Below are 17,944 nucleotides of genomic sequence, written 5' to 3'. Positions count from 1 at the left end.
TACTATCACCTTATCGAATAATTACTTCGTCTTTTGAGAGTCCTGCGAGTTCTAGACTTTTATCCCATAGTTGTCGAGCTTTTTCAACATCATAAGATTCTTGTGAAGACTCAATCATCTGTAAACCACTAAAATATTTTCCTGTTACTTGTCTCAAGAGAGGATCTTCAACAAGCTTTGCTAAAGCTTGTCCAGATTGTTGTGGACTATTAATTTTTGGAAAAAAACTAAAAAGAGGAAGAATATAATCCCAGACTATTTTTGCTAGAGGGGGATAATCCTGCGCCAAGCCGGTTCCTGGCATTAACCCCGGACTGAACACATTGACTGTAATGGGATGTTCCTCTGTGCTTAATCCCTGTTTTTCGAGACGACGAGATAATTCGTAAGCACACAATATATTGCAAAGTTTCGAGGTGGTGTAGGCAGTTCGACCAATATCCGAAGCACTTTTATCTTTGAGCGTTGAGTCTAATTCGGGGTGTGCTAGTAAATCAGGATCTTGAAAGTTAGGGGCTGGCATCCCCGTTATTTTACTTGGATCATGAGTATCGCTACTGACAAAAATAATTCTTCCTGGTGATTTTAAATGCTTTAAGAGAAGATTAACCAGTAAAAAATGCCCCAAGTGATTAACAGCAAACGTGGTTTCCATCCCATCTTCTGTATATGTTCGTCTTTGAATAAACTGCACTCCAGCGTTACAGATAATTATTCTTAACGGGGGCAGATTTTTTTGTGCGAATTCAGCTTCAAATTGACGAACTGACTGTAAAGAGGCTAAGTCAAGAATAATAGCTTCAATTTGGTTATTGTTGCTTAAATTTTTGAGTTGTTCAACAGCTTTTTCAGCCTTCTCTTTATTACGACAAGCAAGGACAAGATAGATATCTTTGTTCAATGCTAGTTCTTTTGCACAAGCATAACCTAATCCGTTGTTAGCCCCTGAGATAATAACTGTTCTCATTTTTTAACTTTATGTCTTTAAACAGATTTTTTTTGCTCAACTCATCCTTAAAGATATTGTATAAAAATATCTAGTCTAGATTCCAGTTAGCTTAGAATTAACACTGTCAAGCTTATCAGCGATGGTTTGTTCCCTATCATTACGAGTTCCTAGCCGAATCGAGGTACTGATTCTCGGACTTCCCATAGCATGAATTTTTTCATGACACAGTTTGAGGGCAGTCATAACCTCATCCCATTCTCCTTCAACATTAGTTCCATATCCATGAAGTTGTGGATTGAGATTAGCTTCTGTAAAAATAGTTTTACACACAGCCACATACTCAGAAACGGAAACTCCAACCCCCATCGGAATAACGCAAATATCAGCAATGACTTTCATTTTTCAAGCTCCTTCTCTTTAGATGTTTCGGTGTTAGTTAATAATGTTTCAATTTCTGAGAGCAACCTCAACAATTTTTTTTGTTGACGAGTATTTTTTAAAGGCTTAGCTTTTTTCAACAACTGAGAAGTTTTATTTACCTGTTGTTTAAACAAGTTTTCTTCATCATCATCATTATTATTATGTTGCTGTTCTTTTAACGTCTTAATCCTCTGCTTAATCTCAGTCAAAGAAAGACCCTGGGCAATAGCTTCATCTAACAATGTTTTTTGCTGGTCTTCGTTTTTTAGGGTACTAATAGCTTTAGCTTTGGTGTAAGCAATAGTTCCTTTTCTAATTTCTTCGAGGATATGATTCGGTAATTTTAACAAGGGTAGTCGGTTATTAACAAAAGATTGCCAGCTTTGTCCTAAGCCTTCAAAGACGCTTTTAATCTGAGCTTGTTTTTTGCTACCAATAACGTTATTGGTAGCTTTTCCTTTTTTCTCATTGTCCAATCGATACAATAAAGATTTGACTTCTTCTACACTGATTTGTAACTCTAATGCCAGTAAACAAAGAATTCCCTCTGTTTCCTCAACAGGATTAAGGTCTTCTCGAACTAAGTTCTCTACCAGAGCTACAGCGAAGGCTTCTTCATCAGATAACTCTCTCACAACAACGGGTACCGTTTTCAGTTCAGCCATTTTCGCTGCACGGTAGCGACGTTCTCCTGCAACTAAGAAATAACTAGACCCTTTTTGTCTGACTAATAAAGGTTCAATGATTCCGAATTTTCTGATAGAATCAGCTAATTGTTCTAACTTCTCAGGGTCAAAATAACGTCTTGGTTGTGAGGTTTCAAGAGAAATTAATTCGATAGGTAAATCAGTTTCAGGCTCAGTCGATAATGTAGATAAATAGTCACTCACTGACCGTCTCTGTTGTGTCTTAGTCAAGGATTTTCAAAGCCTCCTGGAATAAATTTTGATAATCGGTACTTGCTGATTTAGCGGCTGCGTTACTTAATCTAAAAACAGTTGTTTGTTGAATAGGAGCATCAGCAATACATTGTCTTTGATAAATAATAGATTTGAGTAAAGGAAAACGAGGATCAACCCCTAAAGCTTGTGTAGCTTCTTTTAACAATAAAGTTCCCTTAACGGCTCGACTTAGAAATAATCCAGTTTTGGGTAATCCTCTTCTAACCTTTTGTCGATGACGTAGTAATTGAAGAATTTTACTACTACTACTAAGGTCTAGTCCCGATGGTTGACAAGGGACTAGAGCGAGATCAACGACATCTAAAATCGATTTTGTAACTTCACTTAATCCGGCTGGACCATCGACAACAATAGCATCATATTTATCTGAAATTGTATCAATGGTCTCAAATAATTGTTCAGGGTCTAAGATCGCTTGAGTCGGAATTTGAACTGATTCTAGTTGAGATATCCAAGTTGAACTTGATTGTTGAGAATCAGCATCAATTAAAATAACAGACCCAGAAATGGAAAGCCAATAGGCAAAATGTGCTGCTGTGGTGCTTTTGCCACACCCTCCTTTTTGGTTGACTAATCCAATAATCATTATTTTTATTTTTTCATAATCTTTATTATTTTCAAGAGTAGCATCTTCGGTGATATTGTTGCGCTTCGCGCTGATCTAAAGCAAAAAATTTTCTTAATCGTTGTCATGGGGTAGGAAGGCAATTAGGTGTTCATTCATGGTTAATATCTCTTAATTATTTTGCTAGTTTCCCACGCGCTAGCGTCAAAGCAAGAAACGAGGAGGTCTCCTCGACCCCCTCTAAGCTACTTACAAGGTACAACTGTCGCCACAGCCGTCCACTTCACTCAAACGATCCTCTTTGACAGTGCGAATGTAGTAAATCGCTTTAAGTCCTCGTCTCCAAGCTCTCAGTGCAGTATCATAGATATCAGAAGCATCTACGGTCTTATTCGGTTCGTAAACATCAGGATTGAGGTTAAATACCAGTTCCATGCTGATTCCCGTATCGACCCATTTCTGCATCTCAGCGATCGCATCAACGACAACGCGCTGGTCTATTCGCTGATTTTCCTGGTAGTTGTCTCCGTATTCTCGCAAGAATGGCACAGCCTTCATTACATCACCTTTACCCAAGCTTTCTGCATTGAATTTTGCGTAAGGTGGTAATACCGATGCGGTACACCCTTGGATTAAGGACGAAGACGTATTCGGTGCGATCGCCATAATATGGCTATTTCGGATACCATAGAAATCGAATAAGTCATACAGAGCTTTCCATTCTGGACGTTGGCTTCTTGATTTGCCGAGAATATTCCCCATACCGTACTCACTGGAATTTATAGCCGGATAACTTCCCCGCTCTTTGGCGAGAAGTACAGACCCCATCAAGCACTGGTATGAGAATTCCTTGAATAGTTCGCGGATTTCGCGCTTGTCTTGATATCGGAGTCCTCGCTTTGCTAAGTAATCGGCTAAGCCTAAGACGCCTACTCCAATAGTCCGTAACTCACGGTTGTGATTCCTTGCTTCTCCAATCGGTGCGGTGGTGACATCAATGGTATTGTCTAGTAGTCTCACCGCTAACTGACAAATCTCAGGTAATTCGTCGTCTTCAACTTGGGCAAGGTTTACCGAAGCTAAGTTACAACTGTGAGCAAGTTTTCCAGGAACGACTACGGAGAAACTCTCGCAGCAGAGATTGACAGAGGGAATAATCCCAATGTGTTTATTTGGATTGGCTCGGTTGAGTGCATCTTTAAACGCAATGTAAGGTAAGCCAGTTTCCACCTGAGTTTCTAGGATGTCAATGAACAAGTTCCGAGCATTGACTGTTTGGGCCAGGGTAAGGTCTCCCATGGAAGCCGCTTCTTCGATTTGCTCGTAGGCATCATCGAATTCGGTTCCCCAGAGATTGGGTAAGTCGATTCCGAGAACCTGTTTCACTTCGTAAGGGTCAACTAAAGTCCAAGTAGCTCCCTGTTCAACCCGACGCATGAAGTTGTCTGTTACCACCACTTGAGGGAACACATCGTAAGCTTTGCGGCGTTGGTCGCCCGCTTCAGAGCGCATTTCAAGGAATTCGGGTATGTCTAAGTGCCAGATATCAGCGGCAACGGTTACGGCGCCCGCTCTTCTACCTCCTTGATTTACTGCGATCGCCGTATCATTCAAAATCCGAATCCAGGACATCAACCCACCACTAACATTGGGTTTACTGCGAACCCAACTGCCGACGGCTCTGATTCTGCTGAGGTTGATACCAACGCCACCCCCTTCTTGAGAAATCCGTGCGGTGTTCTTCACATTGTCAAAGATAGACTCAATGGAGTCCTCTACTGATAAGATAAAGCAACTGGTTCCAGAACCCCCCTCAAAGCGAAGGTTGGCTAGGATAGGTGTGGCTAGAGAGATTTTACGGTGTGCGATCGCCATGTAGAAAGCCCTGGCATAAGACATTCTCTCGTCCATTCGCTCTGGAATCGCTAATACCAAAGCGGTCACTAAGAAGACTTCTTGAATTAGTTCATCGTCGCTCAAATACCGTTGTGTCAGCAGAGTTGCTCCTGCATGGTCAAATACTTTGTCTAACTCTGGTTCGATCCAGCTTACTGCTTCTTGTAAGTCCCTTTGGCTGTAAATCTTCAGTTGACTGGTGTACTTAGAAAACAGATTGGTATCGGAAAACACATCGTAGTGGCCATAGCCGTAACCTCGTTTAGCAATGACTTCATGAGTCCAATTCCAGATATGAAGTCGCCCGGCAACGTTGAGCCATTCGGGGTCTTTCGGTGTGGCTAATTGCACTGCCGTATTGACTAACGTTTCTTGGATAAACCTAGTGGTCCGAGGTTGATTGAGTTGGAGATTCACCCTTGACTCTAATTCAAGAGAATTGAGTGGGTAGCCTTCGATGGCATAGGCGATCGCATCTCGAATTTCGTTTAAGTCGAGATTTGCAACTGAGCCATCTCGTTTAATTACCGTTGGTGACATAGGGTTTAAATTGGTAGATTTTCAGTTTGGAGAGCGCTAGCTTTTTAAATCAATTTTTACCCGCAGCAACCACGATTTTATATAAGAAAAATAGTAATTGCTGCGGAAGGTTATAACCCTCATCCAGACTAGAATAGAGCTTGGTTTGTAATGCCCTGAACTTAGCCATTTTTTCGTGCTGGATTTCGACGATGATTTTGCAAAAAAAAAGAGAAGACATAGCTTCTCATTTCTAAAAGAATATCTCTTTATTATTCGTCTTCGTTGTGAGTTTCGGTGTCTAGGATGTTGAACCCAAGCATTTGTCCTTGAAAGGTTCTATGCTTAGTTCGCGCCGCCGACCACTCGTTCCAAATCATTTTCAGTTCTAGGGGTACGTCTTCTTGAATTAGACGGTCGAAGAAATTTTCCTCTAGACGATTGCACTCACTGACTAAATCTCGAAGTTTTTCGTAGTTGCTCATGTGCGTTATGGTTTTGAATATCATCCTCAGATGCGCTAGCGGAAAATCGATTATCATCCGCAGCAACCACAATTTTGTATAAGAAAAATAGTCACTGCTGCGGAAGGTTATAATCCTTATCCAGACAGAGATAGAGGCTGTTTCATAATGCCCTAAACTTAGCCAGTTTTTCGTGCTGGATTTCGACGATGATTTTGCAAAAAAAAAACCTAGCGTTTGCTAGGATTAGATTATTGAATTAAGCATTGCCGATTTCAGTTGCAGTTGTGTGGGGTACATTCTCGGTACTGTACGCCCATGTATATCGATGAAAGAATGTTTTCCTAATCGCCTCATCAGGAGACGAAGCGATCACAACGGTACTCATTGAATTGAATGGTTTATCTTCAAAATAGATGGGTTTGATCACTAAATAACGTAAAGCACCCATGTATTTTCGGGATATAATTTCGCCCAGAGGTTGATAACGTTCGGGAATGGCAGTTTCATTCATATTTCTAATTTAAACGGCGATTTTTTTCATGATGAATAAACGCTAGTTTAAAGTAAATTAGTAGTATATTTATTCGTCTCTTTTTGATTTTCATTTACGTGGAGATTCGTCCCTAGCATCTGTCCTTGAAAATCTCGATGCGCGGCTTGCGCCGCCGACCACTTATTCCAAATTTGTTTGAGTTCTAGAGGCACATCATCCTGAATTAGACGGTTGAAGAATTGTTCTTCTAGGCGATTGCAATTACCGACTAAATCTCGAAGTTTTTCGTAGTTGTTCATTTGTGCTGTAGGTTTGGAACATCATATTTAATTGCGCTAGCGGAAAATTGATTATCATCCGCAGCAACCTCTATTATCTATAAGAAAAATAGCTATGGCTGCGGATGGTTACAATCCTTATCCAGACTAGAATAGAGCTTGATTTATAATGCCGTAAACTTAGCCATTTTTTCGTGCTAGATTTCGACGATGATTCGGTAAAAAAAAGAGAAGCTATGTCTTCTCTTTTTGGGAGGTTTATCTTAGGGAAGAGTTTTTAGTATTTTTAAATGGAGATCACGATATTCGTTAGCCCATTTGTTCTACTATTGGGTGTAAGCATCTTCATTCTAAGCACTAGCCTACAGCCCGAAGTTTACCCGCAGCAACCACGATTTTATATAAGAAAAATAGTCACTGCTGCGGAAGGTTATAATCCTTATCCAGAGTGGAATAGAGCTTGATTTATAATGCCGTAAACTTAGCTATTTTTTTGTGTTAGATTTCGACGATGAATAGGCATCATAAAGAGAAGACCGAGCCTCTCTTTATGATGCCTATTGCTAATTTTTTGATATCACAGTGGCTAACTCCGAGAGTATGGTTTCTAGCCATTCAACTTGAGCCATTACTTTCGTCCATCAATAAACGTCGAATACAATGGACGCTAATTCCTAAAAGATCCGCAGCAACCTCAATTATCTATAGTAAATATTGGACTTGCTGCGGAAGGCTCAAAGCCAGTCATACCCTGAGTTTGTCCCACCCCTTGACGGCAGTAGGTTGGGCGTAACCTGTGACCTCTGTTTCAAAGAAAGCAGCCTTTGATTTGCCGATTCCTTTGAAATCAGCCCAGTCTAAATGGGCATAAGGATTCTCTATTTTGGGGTAAATGGCAGGGATACCGATCGCTTTTAGGCGTAAGTTAGCTAAATACTTCGTATAAGCTTCGGTACTTGCTTTGCTAACCCCTAGAATTTGTCCATCGAAGATGTGGTTAGTCCACTCAATCTCCCGTTCAACCGTTGTATGGAATAACTCTGTGATTTCATCCTCAGAATAGGAGAACTTTGTCGTAGCCTCTGTGATAAGCTTTTGGTATAAGCTCACATGAGTCAATTCATCCATGTTGATTTGCTTGATGAGTTTGGCACAGCCCGCAAGCCGTTGACTGGAGGCAAGATTGTAGAAGAACAAGAAGCCTTGATAGAATAGCAATCCTTCTAGGAGATAGTCTCCAATCAGCGCCATATAATAGTTTTCTCCGGTGGGGTTATTAGCAAGGTTTTGGTAATAACCGGCGATAAATTCACATCTCTCATGGAGTAAAAGATCCTGCTTCCAGAAGTCGTAAACTTCATGCTGCTCATTTTCTGGGATTATGCTCTCAGTAATGTACTGATAAGTCTCCCCGTGCATCGCTTCTTGTGATGTTTGCTCGGCAAGGCACATCCTAGCTTCCGGCGCTGTGATATACCGGCTGAGTTCGGGGATGTTTGCGACTTGTACCGAGTCTAGGAAATTGAGGTAACTTAGAATACCCTTCAACGCTCTACGTTCACCTGGAATGAGGTTAGCGTAATCTAATTTATCTTGGGACAGGTCGGTTCGCTGAGGGACCCAGAAGGATTCCCTCATAGTTTGATAAATAGACCGGGCCCATCCGTAACGGGTTTCATTAAGGTTGATGACGTTGGTGGTGTCACCGCCCCAGAGGTGTCTATTTTCTTTGTTGTCCTTTCCGGTAGGGTTGAAGATTGGACTTGGTTTTATTTCGGTGAAGGTCATTAGTTTTATGAGTAAAATTTTTACTAATTGTTCTTTTAATCCGCGCTAGCTAAAAAAAAGGAAGAGGCGTTTCTCTTCCTTTTTTGCCTTAAAATGGTGGGTGGGCTATTTCTTTATCGAGATCGGTGGGTTCTGTTGTTTCATCTGATTCACACCAGCTTTCTAGTGCTTCTTCAAAAGCGATATCAGTTTCTCGATAGACTGCCATAGCGCCGTGTTCGTCCCATTCAAAAGGTTGAGCGAAACTGTCATAGAAATATTCTGTATTAGTGTTCATTGTGAATGTTCCTCGAATTTTGTTTTCTAATAGAATCCGCGCTAGCGATAGACTCTGCTATCATCCTGCTGGTATAAAGGTCGTTCTCTCTAGGAAGTGTTATCTTTGTTGCTCTATCTCCGATTGTGCTTTATCAATCCAAGTAACAATTTTGGCGATCGCCTTCTCAGGGGTTCCCGTGTATTTTCTGAACTTTGTAGGAATTTTGTAGGATTTGTTGTTGATTTCGACGCTAACCGGTGCGCCCTCTTGGTAGTATCGTTCTCCTTTCTTGGGATGGATACTAAACATGAAGTACAGCGAGTTCTCAAAAATCCCATTTGACCACTCTGCTCGGTCATCAAAACTTGCTTTCAGGTGAATTGACGACATTAAGTTGTCGTTACATTTCAAGGATGAAAAGGGAAGTTTTGGGAGTGCTCCAAGTAGACTATCTGCGATGTCTTGCATCTTGGGCTTAACGCCGTTGATGTCGGGGCGATCTACGTCATGGATAACTTCTCTAGGCATTTGTTTACAGTCCTTTACTCGTTTGGCAATTTATTCCCCCTAACGAGCGCTAGCGATAGATATTCTTACCAACCTAAAAGAAGCTGATCGCTCAATGTCTTTCTTCTGCCGATGAGATTTCGGTGACTTAGAGCATTGTGAGTGCCATCAAACTTTTTTCATAAAAGTTCATCGAAAAACACCTTAACCCGTCTCTTCCATTCTTCTTAATCTTCCTTTGAAAATAAATGCGATCGCCCAGAAAATTAGCATTACTAATATAACTGGCCAAACGCAGCCCATGTTCGACTTTGGGGGTTCCTTGTTTATTCTTAGAAATTGTAGTCAAGAGAACACGCTCTAGCGACAAGGGTTAGTTCTAGCTATTTATAGAGAAATTAGTGTCGGAATCATCACACTGGACAGAAACCCGCAACAGTCCCTTCTCTAGATCAGAGAATGTAAACCGGTCATCATCGATGATAAGAGCGATGATACTGCTCCAGACAGTATCACGGATAAATCCATAGCTCATTACGTCGAAACGCAGGGAAAATAGCCATTTCCAGTCCCTGAATCTTGTTTTCAAAGCAAAATGTGACGACATCTCGCCGTAGTAATTTCTCACGAAAAGAATTGTCTCGGCGAGAGAAAAGCCGTTTACTAAATTGAACTCCTTTGGTAAATAGGTTAAAACGGCAAAATCTGCTCGTCTTTCTATGACGTCTTTTAATGCAATAGCAAAATGTAGAGGGCGTTTGCCCATGCGATCGCATCGTACATCATTCTCTAGCTCAGTTATGATTTTTTGCAACCTTTCTTGATAGTTCATCGAGACTACCTCTTGATTAACATCTAAGGGTTCTGCGCTAGCAAAAAAAAAGACCCGTAGGTCTTAATCGAATGGCTTTGCAAGGTTGTTAAGGAGAATGATCAAACCTATCTACTAACCAGATAAAACCGAAACCATAAAGTCCAATCGAAGCCCAACACAAGGCGGCTAATAGCAAATGAAAACACCCTTTAGTTACGAAGAAAATCTCTCCTGAGATAGCAAGTGAGACATTACTAATCCCTCTTATATGCAACATATCGCTTACTACTTTGTCTTCTACCACTCCCATAAATAAATCCAGTCCCTCTAACGGCGGCAAATAATTCTGAGAGCAGATAACCTGCCATAAACTCTCTGATGGCTGTTCTATTCCAATCATTGCATCAATGCCATTGATAATTGGAGTCGCTATTATAAATGCTACGTCGCAACTAAGGATGAGTACGCAAATTAGCAAGCTTGATATAGTTGCCAAGTTCGCTGCTATGTAAAATACTCGTTTTGATAATTGGATTAGTGTCATTATGGTTCCTTCTTATTTAATATCAGTGAGTGACCTTAATGCTCGGTTTTGCTGAAATGTCCAGCCCGACTCTTTTTCAAGTTCTACGAGTTCGCCATAGACCTTTTTATTGTAAGCGATCGCATTGGTCAAATCATTGAGGTCAGCTAATCTGCATGAATCGCTAGGACTTGACAACGCCATCCTCGGCGTTTTCGTTGATCTGCCAGCCAGTTAAGCATAGCCTGACTGTCTTTTCCTGCAGATATGCTGACGGCCAAAACGCAGTCTTCTCGATTTAATAAGACGTCTATGATTTCTGGGATTTCTGGATCTTGCAATAGGCTAAGTTGTTGGGGCATTTCTATAATGATAAACAGCCCCTTAATAAACGCTAGTTGGTGATCCGCAGCAGAGTCCGTAAACTATAGCCGAAATAGCAGTTGCTGCGGGTGGGTAAAACCCAGATAGGATAATGGTTACAGAGTATAGTCGATGTCTCTGTTTATTTGAGCATCTTCGTTTTCTGGCTCTAGTGCTAACGCTTTATTGTACGAAAAAACAGCTTCTTTATGTCGATTCAGATGATGTAGAAAGATGCCTCGATTGTACCAAGCTTGGGCGTAGTTAGGACATATTGCTAGACCTTTATCGCAAAAGAGTAAGGCTTCTTCGTGCTTACCTAGAAAATGTAGAGCCAAGGCTTTATTCAGAAACGGTTCATGGGAATTGGGTATTAATTCAATGGCTTTGTTGTAAGATAAAATAGCCTCATGATACCGCTTTAGTCGAAGAAGATCATAACCTCTATTGTTCCAAGCTGCTCCTACATCTGGAATCATCTCAACATAACGACTATAGCAATTGACAGCCTTTTGGTAATTAGATAAGTGATGGTAAGCTAATGCCATATTGAATAAAGCCTTGTCACAATTGGGATTAATCTCTAGCGCTTTATTGTAAGATAGGATAGCTTCTCGATAGCGTCTTAGAAGAGATAACGCATATCCCCTGTTGTTCCATGCTTCTTCGTGGATGGGGTTGATGTTCAGCAAGGCATCGTAAGCAAGTATGCTTTCTTCGTAGTTTTCTAATTCGTAAAGGGTAAGGGCTTTGCTAAACCAGATTCTTTCTTCGTTAGGATAAGTTTCAAGAAGGGTGTTGAAAATCTCAAGGGCTTCTTTGTAGCTTTCTGATTCAAAGAGGGTTACTCCTCGATGGTACAGAGCTAAATACGAAGTATCTTCCTTATCATCTAGAACCTTGCAGGGTTCTAGATGTAAAAAGCGTTTAATAATAGTCCATAGTTTCATAATTCAAAATAATGCTTGAGAACATTATAATAAATGTAAGAGTAGAAAACACCAGTTATCGATCCGCAGCAGGGGCTATAATTTATAACCAAAATAGTAGTTGCTGCGGGTAGTGCAAATCCATGTCTAGTAAGGTTTACAGGTGGATTAGAACCTGTTTATATAGAGCCTCTATGTCTCCATTAAAGGAAAGTCGGTTTTCGCATTCAGCGAGGTTCTGACAGAAATAGACATCGTTGCTGTATCCTTCTATCTGACTATAAACATCCGCAATTAACATGGTAAATTGCGGGGATAGATAAAGGTCGTTTACCTCAACTATCTTGCTTGGCTTACGATTTTTAACCATCTCTAGTAAGCGTTTTAATATGTTACGTTCCTGAAGGGACTGTTTCTTCTTTTGATAATCTGTCGTAGCCGGCATATCGCCGAATCCGGCTCGTCTTGCAGTATCTGCAAGAGAAATAATGATGAAGTTTTTGAGATTAACTGTTGGCATCGATGCTTGCTCCCTAAAGGTCAATCATCAGGAATTGCGCTAGCATTACGCCTATTTTATCGAAGCAGCTAGAAAAAAAAGAGATATTTTATAATATCTCTTTTGTGGCATTACTTTTCGTTAGGAGCAGAATGCTTCCTAATCAGTTTTTGGCACAGTGGAATCGTTATCAGGACGTGAAGTGCCCACCAAGAAAAGGCAAAGATAATTATCGCTATGTGTGCTGCAATGTCTCCGAATTGATTTGTTGTCACATCTTTTACTATAGAGATTCCTATCACACAGGAAAAAAAACAGCGAAATAAAGTAAGCGATTGATCCATTGATATGACATGATTATTTTACGAAGAATTGTCGTAATTAATTTGCGCTAGCACGAGAGTGTCTACGAACCGTAGACAAGAAAAAAAGACAAGGTAGAACCCTGTCCTCTCGTCTTCTACTGTTTTGGCTTCGCCGCATAATCAGGAATGTCCCCTCGATAAAATATCTTCTGATATTCTCGAATTGCCGTAGGGTGATATTGTTGAATCTTCGCCATATCGCATGGGTCAATAAACTCAGGGACATCGAATAATGCAGTGATAACTGCTTCAATTGAAGCATTTTGCCAGTTGTGGCTTTGCCATAAGGTGTGGGGCATAAGATTACCTCCTTAACTTCTAAAAGCGATCGCATGAAGTTACTTCGTTTTCAGTCAGTTCAAAGTCTCCCTTAATCTTCGATACCTCGTTGGCTTTGACATTGAATATCGTTTTGCCACACTTAATCTTTAATGAACCTTTTTCCTCTAATTGATCTAGAGAATACTCGGATAGCGTGAAGGTTTGGTCTGGATACTGTTCGATACTCACAAGTAAGACCGTTTGATCTTTAGCCAAGTCATTTAGAATAAGCCAGCCAAACCCTAAAAGCATAAATAGAGCAGGTACTAAGCAGCCTTGGGTGTTCATGACTTTTTCTCCTCAAATTACTTGTAGTTTATTCTCTAAAGACAGAGGCTTTTACCTGAGAAGGTAAAAGCCTTTGGTAGCTAAGCTATCTTAGACAAATACGCTGCTACCGCCACTCTGTACTTGAGTAAGGTAATCGGTAACTCCTAATAGTTGAATCTGGGAAGCTCCATTATCCAGGACTAACCCGAAATCAGTTTGAATCTGTGATACTTGGTTACTACCCAATACCCAGAGGCTATCTTCGTTGTCGGCGAAGTCAGTAATGACAACATCGGCGTTTAAGACTCTGAACTGGTCTGAGCCAGTACCTCCAGTAAACACAGCATCGGTGAACAGTGCGGTCATTTGGTCGTTGCCATCTCCACCGTATAAGGCAGAACGAATTGGACTATCATCAGGTGCCGAATAAGTAGTGAGGACATCATCGCCATCACGACCGAGAATCCACGAACCCTCTTGTCCCGATAAGATGTCTCTGGCGTTACTCCCTCCTAAGTAGGAGAAACGACCGGCGTTAGGAACGCGTGTCTGAACCCCGACATTGGCGTTGCCGAACTCGTAGTAGCTCGTCAGCCCTCTGGCATCAACTTCAATCGTCTCCCAAGTACCTAAAACTGGGGTAAACACACCTTCATTGAGGCTTGTAATTTGTAAATTCATACTGTTTTGTAGGTTATTTTGTGTGAGAGAATCTCTCAAAATAAATGGCGCTAGCCCTACAACCTAGAAACCTAAATAGGTTCCTTCCACAAAAGTAAGAGGCTCGAATCGTTCTAAAATTAATGCCTCGGTTTGTTCAGTCTTGATTATTAAACCCTGGTCGTTGAGAAATTGCCGTACATTGGGGTCTCCAATGGAAATGCGATCGCCTTTCTCGAAATCTGTCACTAATATTTTCATGCCAACTGCGAAAAAAGTATCACTGCCTTCACCCCCGCTAAGAACACAGGAAGGCACAGTCGTTTTTGCTGTGGAGAGTGCTTTGATGGTGTCGTTCCCCGTTCCACCGAGAATGATGCAATTTTCGGCTCCATTCCCCGCTACTTGCAAATTGTTATCGCCGCCATTCCCGACGAGTAAAGCCCCACTATCTGCTAAGAAGAAATCGATCTTTGAACTCCCGATAATTGTTGAATTAGGGCCAGCCCTTCTGACTATAGCCCCTACTTCAAAATCAGCAGTAGAGAGATTCAGTCGTATGGTGTGTCGATTCACATTGATGTAGGCTGCTGAATAACTTTCTGTGATTTTGACGTAGGCGTTTTCTTCGTTGATTTCTAGAATTAAGCTATTTTCCATAAAGTTTTTATTCTGACTTTAACAAAAAAATAGCACCGTGAAGGTGCTTATATTACTGGCTAGGTTTTTCGTTTTAATCGAAGAAGAGCCACTTTCGTTGGAAAAGTGAGAGTAAACTGAAAATCTGAATAGTTTTGGCTTAATAACAATGTGATTTGCGCCCTATTATTTTGGAGCTTTGATGAATCCGAATGAGGCAAGGCTACAATCGCGTCGATAAGATTGCGTTCTTTTATTTGTTTTTCAACCTTGCACCAATCTGAGTAGTTAAAGCCGTGATCTACCATAATTTTACTAACAGCATTGAGTTGAGAGGCTACTGGATTGTCGAAGTAAAGCAGGTAGGCAGTTAACATAGTCGAGGCTAAAATGCCACCAAGGAGTATAAAGTCGAACCATAAAAGGGTGTAATCAAATATTGCCTTGGTAATAACTCCGATAAGAAGAGTTATTATCGCTCCTATCCAAAAAGAGAGGATAGTTGGTATTAAGTATCTCATAAGCGTTACTGAGTAAAATTCTGCAATAATATCGAGCTAGCTTCGAGCTTAGTCCTCGTAAACCCACAGGGGCATTATTTCTGCTACCGTTGCCGTGACAATTTCCTGGAAGTCTTCTTCGTTGGTTATCGAGGCTCGTTTTAGTTTTGCTCTGATTTCTGAACGGATTTCTTTGAGAAGACAATCTGATATATGAGGCAGGTCAATCCCTGCCAATTCGATGTGTTCTTTGCTAAGACTTTTGCCAGTGAAGTGCATATTAACTGAAGGTTGATTGATAGTTTCAGTCAAGATGCGCTAGCATGGCGAAAAAAAAGAAAGAGACGAGCATTTGCTTGTCTCGATAAGCTATAAAGCCCTAGAATATAAGAAATACGAGCAATAAAACGTCAAAACCCCAATGCAGATACTAGGGACTTAGAGAGAGAAATAGATGAAATAGTGTATCAATTATATGGGTTGAGTGAGGAGGAGATTGCTATAATTGAAGAAACCAACCAACGGAAATAAATTAACTCTCATTTAATTTCACTCACTAAAAATCATGGCTACTCAAGAACAAATAAACCAACAACTTAATCACCTAAACCAAGAACAACTTAACCAAGTTGCTGATTTCATTACCTTTCTAAAATTCAGAGAAAATTTAACTAAACCTCTAAAGAATATAGATAATATAGCCAAACTTTATCAAGAATTTGCTGAAGAAGACCGTCAACTTGCTGAAGCAGGAATCAATGAATATGCTGACTTATTAAACCAAGAAGATCAACGATGAAGATTGAACGAGGAGAAATTTGGGTCGCTACTCTTGACCCCACACAAGGATCTGAACAAGCAGGAATACGTCCAGTAATTATCTTTCAAGAGAATACCATCTCTCAATTTACAACAACCATTATTAGCATTCCTTTAACTACTAATTTAAGACGAAGTTCTTTACCTAGTTGTTTATTCATTCCTCAAAATGAAGGGGGTTTAAATCAAGATTCAGTTGCTTTATGTCATCAATTAAGAGTCTTAGATAAAACTCGTTTACGCCGTAAATTGGGAAAATTAAGTTTAAACACTATTAATCAACTGGAAAGTATTGTCTTATTTACTTTAGGTTATCAGCAGTAAGCAATGAATATTTTAGTAGAAGCTGTTGCTTAATTTCTAGAGAGCGAAATAGATAAGATTATGTATAATTTATATGGGTTAAGTGAAAAAGACATTAACATTATAAAAGAAAAAAAAAGAGCTACCCCTCGAAGGAGTAGCTACGCTCGATGTAACGAAGATCAACGACAATCGATTACATTGTTTGGTATCTGATAATTGGATGGAACTTTTTGGAGATAGTAGTCTGTAGCTCGTCCGAATCGGAATTCTTGTGAACCACATGATATAATTATCCCCGTCGGTCCTAAACCTAACAAAGCATCGCTGTTTAACTGATCAATTTCTTCTTTTTGCAGTCCGTTAATCAGCAACGTTTTTTCTGGCAGATCTATCATATAGGATTCATTTTTAAGCCGTTTTTCTCGTTCATTCGCCTTTATGGTGCTTACAGTAATCAATGTCAATATGGCAATAGACACTATACCCGATATTATCAGGTCGCACTGTTTTTCGCTTAAATTGTCGAACATTTTTTTCTCCTGAGTGGCGAAGCTACCCCTGCAAAGGAGTAGCGTATTATTTCTAGCTTTCGTTAATTTGGATTGGCATGACTAACCCAAAGGTTTTGTATTCCTCTAAGGGCGATATGAACACTGGACCTGGTTGATCGCCCGTTGTTTCCGTGATTTCCATAGTTACAGTATCTCCGGGCATCGCTTTGAGGCACTGTTTCAGGTAGTTAGAGTTAAAGCCTAAAGACTGTGCTTGCCCATTGATATCTTCTACTTCTAATGTATCTTCGGCACTCCCCGTCGTGTTTTCCTTTGAGCGAAGGGTGCATTTCTTCTCTTCTGGGTCGAAATCGATGAAACATAAGGAATCTTTACCAACTGCGAACGTATCAATGAACTTCAGAGCCTCAAGGAGTTGCTTGCGGTTAAAGGTACAGTCCAGGCTAAAATCATCACCGTTGATCAACATTTCGTAGTCTGGGTACTTCCCGTCTAATTTACGACTTCGGATAAACCCTTCTGAAAAATCCACTTGAATTTTATTTTCATCAAAGCTGATTGTAACCATCTCTGCAATTTCTTCACTCGTTTCCATCTGTTTCAGCGCGTAAGCTGTTAAGGTAAGGGTTTCGGTTGGCATGACGAGTTTATTTTCTGGATTATTCTCCGAAGGCTCGTACAATACCCTTGTTCTAGCTAATCGATGCCCATCCGTCGCCGCAAATTCTACCGTGTTTTCTTCGTCGGTATCGAAGTTCAGACAGACACCGCATAAAATAGCCTTGGCCATCTCGGTTGCTACAGCATATTTGGTTTCTTCAACTGCTTGGATTAGATCATCAGCTTCTATGGAGACTTGTTCGATTTCTTCTTCTGTCAGGGAGTCAATCCAAGGCATTTCTTCGATATCCCCTTTAGCAAATTTTGCCTCCTTTCCTTGTTGACTTTTCAAGTGAAGATATTCTTCGTCAGCGGACAGTGTAATCGCTACCTCGTCTTTAAGCGTGTTAAGTAGGGTGAGGAAATCTTTGCAATTTACCGCCACTTCGCCAGGGGTGTTGATATTAGCATCTCTCACTGTCCAACTCATTGCTATCTGCCCATTAAATGCCTCTACTTTGAGGATTTCGGGTTCAGCTTTGAGGATTACATTGAGTAGGATTAGGTGGGTTGGGTTATGAGGAATCACTTTATTAGCTAGGCTTAAGGCTTTGATTAGCCCGGTGGGAATGCAAGATATATCCATGATTTTTGGGTAAACTAGATTTTCTGAAACAGCTTTGCGCTAGCAAAAAGAAAGAGAACAGGGACTACCGAAGTA

The 17,944-nt window shown here is 40.6% G+C and carries 27 protein-coding genes; 2 read left to right on the top strand and 25 right to left on the bottom strand.

What is annotated here, in order from left to right:
• Positions 1-10: 10 nt before the first annotated feature.
• From CY0110_RS14555 to CY0110_RS14450, 23 genes are all read right to left on the bottom strand, one after another.
• Positions 11-967, bottom strand: a complete 957-nt coding sequence (locus CY0110_RS14555) for an SDR family NAD(P)-dependent oxidoreductase (protein WP_008276222.1) — start codon at positions 965-967, stop codon at positions 11-13.
• Between the two features lie 75 nt (positions 968-1,042).
• Positions 1,043-1,348, bottom strand: a complete 306-nt coding sequence (locus CY0110_RS14550) for an MTH1187 family thiamine-binding protein (protein WP_008276221.1) — start codon at positions 1,346-1,348, stop codon at positions 1,043-1,045.
• Positions 1,345-2,286, bottom strand: a complete 942-nt coding sequence (locus tag CY0110_RS14545) for a ParB/RepB/Spo0J family partition protein (RefSeq protein ID WP_035799473.1) — start codon at positions 2,284-2,286, stop codon at positions 1,345-1,347. Before CY0110_RS14545 ends, CY0110_RS14550 begins: the two co-directional genes overlap by 4 nt.
• On the bottom strand, positions 2,279-2,917 hold the full coding sequence (locus CY0110_RS14540) for an AAA family ATPase (RefSeq protein WP_008276219.1): 639 nt from the start codon (positions 2,915-2,917) through the stop codon (positions 2,279-2,281). Before CY0110_RS14540 ends, CY0110_RS14545 begins: the two co-directional genes overlap by 8 nt.
• A 228-nt stretch (positions 2,918-3,145) precedes the next feature.
• Positions 3,146-5,332 carry a ribonucleoside-diphosphate reductase subunit alpha gene (locus tag CY0110_RS14535; protein ID WP_008276218.1) on the bottom strand — a complete coding sequence of 729 codons (2,187 nt, stop codon included), beginning with the start codon at positions 5,330-5,332 and terminating at the stop codon, positions 3,146-3,148.
• Positions 5,333-5,583: 251 nt separating this feature from the next.
• Positions 5,584-5,796: a hypothetical protein gene (locus CY0110_RS14530; protein WP_035799496.1), complete on the bottom strand. Its 213-nt coding sequence runs from the start codon at positions 5,794-5,796 to the stop codon at positions 5,584-5,586.
• Between the two features lie 238 nt (positions 5,797-6,034).
• On the bottom strand, positions 6,035-6,289 hold the full coding sequence (locus tag CY0110_RS14525; RefSeq protein WP_008276215.1) for a hypothetical protein: 255 nt from the start codon (positions 6,287-6,289) through the stop codon (positions 6,035-6,037).
• Positions 6,290-6,336: 47 nt separating this feature from the next.
• Positions 6,337-6,570 carry a hypothetical protein gene (locus CY0110_RS14520; RefSeq protein WP_008276214.1) on the bottom strand — a complete coding sequence of 78 codons (234 nt, stop codon included), beginning with the start codon at positions 6,568-6,570 and terminating at the stop codon, positions 6,337-6,339.
• 723 nt (positions 6,571-7,293) lie between these two features.
• The gene (locus CY0110_RS14515) at positions 7,294-8,337 is read right to left on the bottom strand and encodes a ribonucleotide-diphosphate reductase subunit beta (RefSeq protein WP_008276213.1); all 1,044 of its coding nucleotides are present in this window, start codon (positions 8,335-8,337) and stop codon (positions 7,294-7,296) included.
• Positions 8,338-8,425: 88 nt separating this feature from the next.
• Positions 8,426-8,614 (bottom strand): hypothetical protein, encoded by a 189-nt coding sequence (locus CY0110_RS14510; protein WP_008276212.1) that lies wholly within the window; start codon positions 8,612-8,614, stop codon positions 8,426-8,428.
• 99 nt (positions 8,615-8,713) lie between these two features.
• Positions 8,714-8,986, bottom strand: coding sequence for a hypothetical protein (locus CY0110_RS14505; protein ID WP_232285731.1), 273 nt, complete (start codon positions 8,984-8,986; stop codon positions 8,714-8,716).
• A gap of 265 nt (positions 8,987-9,251) precedes the next feature.
• Positions 9,252-9,452, bottom strand: a complete 201-nt coding sequence (locus CY0110_RS29970) for a hypothetical protein (RefSeq protein WP_157464581.1) — start codon at positions 9,450-9,452, stop codon at positions 9,252-9,254.
• A gap of 30 nt (positions 9,453-9,482) precedes the next feature.
• The gene (locus tag CY0110_RS14500) at positions 9,483-9,935 is read right to left on the bottom strand and encodes a hypothetical protein (RefSeq protein WP_008276210.1); all 453 of its coding nucleotides are present in this window, start codon (positions 9,933-9,935) and stop codon (positions 9,483-9,485) included.
• A gap of 88 nt (positions 9,936-10,023) precedes the next feature.
• The gene (locus tag CY0110_RS14495) at positions 10,024-10,461 is read right to left on the bottom strand and encodes a hypothetical protein (protein WP_008276209.1); all 438 of its coding nucleotides are present in this window, start codon (positions 10,459-10,461) and stop codon (positions 10,024-10,026) included.
• 146 nt (positions 10,462-10,607) lie between these two features.
• On the bottom strand, positions 10,608-10,802 hold the full coding sequence (locus CY0110_RS14490; protein ID WP_008276208.1) for a hypothetical protein: 195 nt from the start codon (positions 10,800-10,802) through the stop codon (positions 10,608-10,610).
• A 117-nt stretch (positions 10,803-10,919) separates the two neighbouring features.
• Positions 10,920-11,753 (bottom strand): tetratricopeptide repeat protein, encoded by an 834-nt coding sequence (locus CY0110_RS14485; RefSeq protein WP_008276207.1) that lies wholly within the window; start codon positions 11,751-11,753, stop codon positions 10,920-10,922.
• A 136-nt stretch (positions 11,754-11,889) separates the two neighbouring features.
• Complete coding sequence (locus CY0110_RS14480) at positions 11,890-12,252, bottom strand: hypothetical protein (protein WP_008276206.1); 363 nt, start codon at positions 12,250-12,252, stop codon at positions 11,890-11,892.
• A gap of 439 nt (positions 12,253-12,691) precedes the next feature.
• Complete coding sequence (locus CY0110_RS14475; protein ID WP_008276205.1) at positions 12,692-12,895, bottom strand: hypothetical protein; 204 nt, start codon at positions 12,893-12,895, stop codon at positions 12,692-12,694.
• A 19-nt stretch (positions 12,896-12,914) separates the two neighbouring features.
• Positions 12,915-13,205, bottom strand: coding sequence for a hypothetical protein (locus tag CY0110_RS14470; protein WP_008276204.1), 291 nt, complete (start codon positions 13,203-13,205; stop codon positions 12,915-12,917).
• A 90-nt stretch (positions 13,206-13,295) separates the two neighbouring features.
• Positions 13,296-13,868, bottom strand: a complete 573-nt coding sequence (locus CY0110_RS14465) for a hypothetical protein (RefSeq protein ID WP_008276203.1) — start codon at positions 13,866-13,868, stop codon at positions 13,296-13,298.
• A 63-nt stretch (positions 13,869-13,931) separates the two neighbouring features.
• A complete protein-coding gene (locus CY0110_RS14460; RefSeq protein WP_232285730.1) occupies positions 13,932-14,423 on the bottom strand; it encodes a hypothetical protein in 492 nt (163 codons plus the stop codon).
• Positions 14,424-14,566: 143 nt separating this feature from the next.
• Entirely contained in the window at positions 14,567-15,007 is a 441-nt protein-coding gene (locus CY0110_RS14455; RefSeq protein WP_008276201.1) for a hypothetical protein, read from the bottom strand.
• A gap of 48 nt (positions 15,008-15,055) precedes the next feature.
• Positions 15,056-15,298, bottom strand: a complete 243-nt coding sequence (locus CY0110_RS14450) for a hypothetical protein (RefSeq protein WP_232285729.1) — start codon at positions 15,296-15,298, stop codon at positions 15,056-15,058.
• Positions 15,299-15,551: 253 nt separating this feature from the next.
• Here CY0110_RS14450 and CY0110_RS14445 point away from each other — a divergent pair, with 253 nt between their 5' ends.
• Together CY0110_RS14445 and CY0110_RS14440 are read left to right on the top strand one after the other, a co-directional pair.
• Positions 15,552-15,785 carry a hypothetical protein gene (locus tag CY0110_RS14445; protein ID WP_008276199.1) on the top strand — a complete coding sequence of 78 codons (234 nt, stop codon included), beginning with the start codon at positions 15,552-15,554 and terminating at the stop codon, positions 15,783-15,785.
• Complete coding sequence (locus CY0110_RS14440; RefSeq protein ID WP_008276198.1) at positions 15,782-16,129, top strand: type II toxin-antitoxin system PemK/MazF family toxin; 348 nt, start codon at positions 15,782-15,784, stop codon at positions 16,127-16,129. Before CY0110_RS14445 ends, CY0110_RS14440 begins: the two co-directional genes overlap by 4 nt.
• 161 nt (positions 16,130-16,290) lie before the next feature.
• On the opposite strand, the gene CY0110_RS14435 is transcribed toward CY0110_RS14440, so the two are convergent.
• Both CY0110_RS14435 and dnaN read right to left on the bottom strand, forming a co-directional pair.
• Positions 16,291-16,641, bottom strand: coding sequence for a hypothetical protein (locus CY0110_RS14435; protein WP_008276197.1), 351 nt, complete (start codon positions 16,639-16,641; stop codon positions 16,291-16,293).
• A 52-nt stretch (positions 16,642-16,693) separates the two neighbouring features.
• Positions 16,694-17,869 (bottom strand): DNA polymerase III subunit beta, encoded by a 1,176-nt coding sequence (dnaN, locus tag CY0110_RS14430; RefSeq protein WP_008276196.1) that lies wholly within the window; start codon positions 17,867-17,869, stop codon positions 16,694-16,696.
• Positions 17,870-17,944 lie beyond the last annotated feature (75 nt).

This window comes from Crocosphaera chwakensis CCY0110, from assembly GCF_000169335.1.
GTDB lineage: Bacteria > Cyanobacteriota > Cyanobacteriia > Cyanobacteriales > Microcystaceae > Crocosphaera > Crocosphaera chwakensis.
Note: the sequence above shows the minus strand (reverse complement) of the source record. Positions and strands in the feature narration are given on the sequence as shown.